Origin of the sequence: Okeania sp. SIO2B9 (genome assembly GCF_010672505.1) — a bacterium.
GTDB lineage: Bacteria > Cyanobacteriota > Cyanobacteriia > Cyanobacteriales > Microcoleaceae > Okeania > Okeania hirsuta.
The window spans coordinates 1-3087 of record NZ_JAAHGK010000940.1; the positions used below are offsets into that span (position 1 = coordinate 1).

The following is a 3087-nucleotide window of genomic DNA, read 5'->3' on the forward strand; positions in this document are numbered from 1 at the left end:
TTAAACAGCAGAGTCCAAGAAGTACTCAGCTCTGGTCGCTATATTGGTGGCTTTATTGTTGATGAATTTGAACAACAATTTGCTAACTATATAGATGTATCTCATTGTGTATCCTGTAACTCTGGTACTGATGCTCTATTTCTAGCTTTACGAGCTGTAAATATTGGGCCTGGTGATCAAGTAATTACTACTCCTTTCACTTTTTTCGCTACCGCTGAAGTAATAAGTGCTGTTGGAGCAACACCAGTTTTTATTGATATTGACCCCCAAACTTTTAACTTAGATATTGAACAACTCCAATCAGCAATAACTGAAAAAACAAAAGCTATTTTGCCAGTACATTTATTTGGTCAACCAGTAGATATGACCAGGTTAATGGCGATCGCTCGTTCCCATAATTTAATAGTTATAGAAGATTGTGCCCAAGCTACAGGGGCTGAATGGTCAGGAAAAAAAGTAGGAAGTTTTGGTGATATCGGTTGTTTTAGTTTTTTTCCTACTAAAAATTTGGGAGCTTTTGGAGATGGAGGTGCTTTATCTACTAATAACTCGGCGATCGCTAACCAAGTACGGATGCTCAAAAATCATGGACAGTCTGCCAAATATTTTTATGAACATATCGGTATTAATAGTCGCTTGGATACCATACAAGCTGCAATTCTACAAGTTAAGTTGCGTTATCTAGATAGTTGGAATGAGCAACGTCGGGATTTAGCAGATCGTTACCTTGAATTTCTGAGTGGAATAACCGCTGTAGTTCCTCCTCAAGAGTTGGCTGGTAGTAGATGTGTTTGGAATCAATACACAATTAGGGTCAAAAGTCAAGATTTAGAAGCTAAAGCAAAGTCTCGTTTTTCTAGTTCTCTACGCGATTTGATTCGCATTCAGTTACAAAAAAAAGGAATAGGTTCAACGGTCTATTATCCTACTCCTTTACATTTACAGCCAGTTTACAAATTTTTGGCATTCCGTCAGTTGTCAGTGGTAGAACAAGTTTGTCATCAGGTTTTGTCCTTGCCTATGTTTCCTGAACTTTCTACTCAACAACAAGAACAAGTTATATTTGCTTTGAAGGATTGTTTACAGGAACTTTGATAGTCAGGAATTACGCCAAGGCACTACATATAGCAGATAAAAACCATAGCACTATGGTATATATAGTGTTTTTGTTGGAAAAATGCTTCAATAATTTAGAATTTAGAATGCGCGAATTTAGAATTACCTCTCCTTGAAAAGAAGAGGATTGGGTTAAAAGGAATTTTTTTCTTCTCTTGGTCGATTGGATATGGCGAGGAGAGCGGCTCTGATAAGAGCCGCTCCGAAGATCGCCATCCCATCCTAACGGACTGCTCCGCAAACGACCGCTGTCTTGGTCGATTGGATATGGCGAGGAGACCTCGCCATCCCATCCTAACGGACTGCTCCGCAAACGACCGCTTTTTTCTCCATGAATGGAGAGGCTTTATACCTTAATTTTTCGGTAAGTTCTGATGGTGTTGACTTTAATATTTCTTTAAAATTTATTTTTTAAATTTGTAGTTTTGTATACTATACTTAATAAAAATAAAAAAAATTTAATTTAATACAGCAGGGATAAATTTTTTTATACCTTCTGAATCACTCAAAATCTGCCAATTAGTTAAGAAGAAAAAAGGTACAACAAACAACAAAAAGATGAAGGAAAAATTTCAGCTCTAAGCTCTAGAAATATAGCTAAATACAGATAAAGTAACAATTGCCCGTTACTTAGAAACTGTCAATATCCTTGACTTATTTTTGTTGTGAAATATCATCTCCTTTTTTCAAATGACTGAGGCAAAAACTCTATATATAGTCAAGAAAAACTATAGTGCCACACTATATATAGTGATTTGCCAGAGAAAAGCCAAGGAGAAATACCACCTCCTTTTTTCAAATGACTTACACAAAAACTCTATATATAGTAAACAAAAACTATAGTGCCACACTATATATAGTAATTTGCCAGATAAAAACCAAGGAGAAATACCACCTCCTTTTTTCAAATGACTTACACAAAAACTCTATATATAGTAAACAAAAACTATAGTGCCACACTATATATAGCGATTTGCCAGATAAAAGCCAAGGAGAAATATCATCTCCTTTTTTCAAATGACTGAGGCAAAAACCCTATATATAGTCAAGAAAAACTATAGTGCCACATTATATATAGTAATTTGCCAGATAAAAACCAAGGAGAAATATCACCTCCTTTTTCAAATGGCTTACGCAAAAACTCTATATGTAGTCAAAAAAACTAAGGTGAAATACCAGCTCCTTTTTTCAAATGACTTACACAAAAACTCTATATATAGTAAACAAAAACTATAGTGCCACACTATATATAGCGATTTGCCAGATAAAAGCCAAGGAGAAATACCAGCTCCTTTTTTTCAAATGACTTACACAAAAACTCTATATATAGTAAACAAAAACTATAGTGCCACACTATATATAGCGATTTGCCAGATAAAAGCCAAGGAGAAATACCATCTCCTATTTTTCAAATGACTTACGCAAAAACTCTATATATAGTAAACAAAAACTATAGTGCCACACTATATATAGCGATTTGCCAGATAAAAGCCAAACAGACTTAAGTCATGTGTAACTAGCTATCAACTTTTAGCAGCTTTGGTTAAAATTCCCGACAACCACAAGCAATAGTTTAGGAGAAGTAGCGTATCCCCTTCTCCCACGTTAAAAAAAATGAACAAAGCTGAGTGCTGAGTGCTGACCGCTTCTTTAACTCAACTTAATAAATAAAAAATATAAAATTTAAGAGGAAAATATTAAAAGTGGATGACAATCACTTTAATTCAACAAGACGGTACGACCCAGAAGCGATCGCTAAATATTACCGCTACCGTCCCTGGTTAGTAATTTGGAGATTTCTCGTTATAGTTTTGTCTTTTGCTAGTTTTCTACTAGGAGTTTTATGGGATAAATGGCAATATGACAAAGTTGAAGATACTCCTGAACGAGCTACCCAACTGCGAAAAATCCTAACCAGGGACGGTAGCGGTAATATTTAGCGATCGCTTCTGGGTCGTACCGTCTTGTTGA

Annotated in this window: 2 protein-coding genes; both read left to right on the forward strand. The window is 35.5% G+C overall.

Translation table 11 applies throughout. The annotated features are described in order from the left end of the window. Positions 1-1095: DegT/DnrJ/EryC1/StrS aminotransferase family protein (locus F6K13_RS25725; protein ID WP_287288809.1), on the forward strand; the 1095-nt coding region annotated here is incomplete at its 5' end. 1724 nt (positions 1096-2819) lie between these two features. Beyond that, positions 2820-3056 carry a hypothetical protein gene (locus tag F6K13_RS25730; RefSeq protein ID WP_287288819.1) on the forward strand — a complete coding sequence of 79 codons (237 nt, stop codon included), beginning with the start codon at positions 2820-2822 and terminating at the stop codon, positions 3054-3056. The last annotated feature ends 31 nt before the right edge of the window (positions 3057-3087 follow it).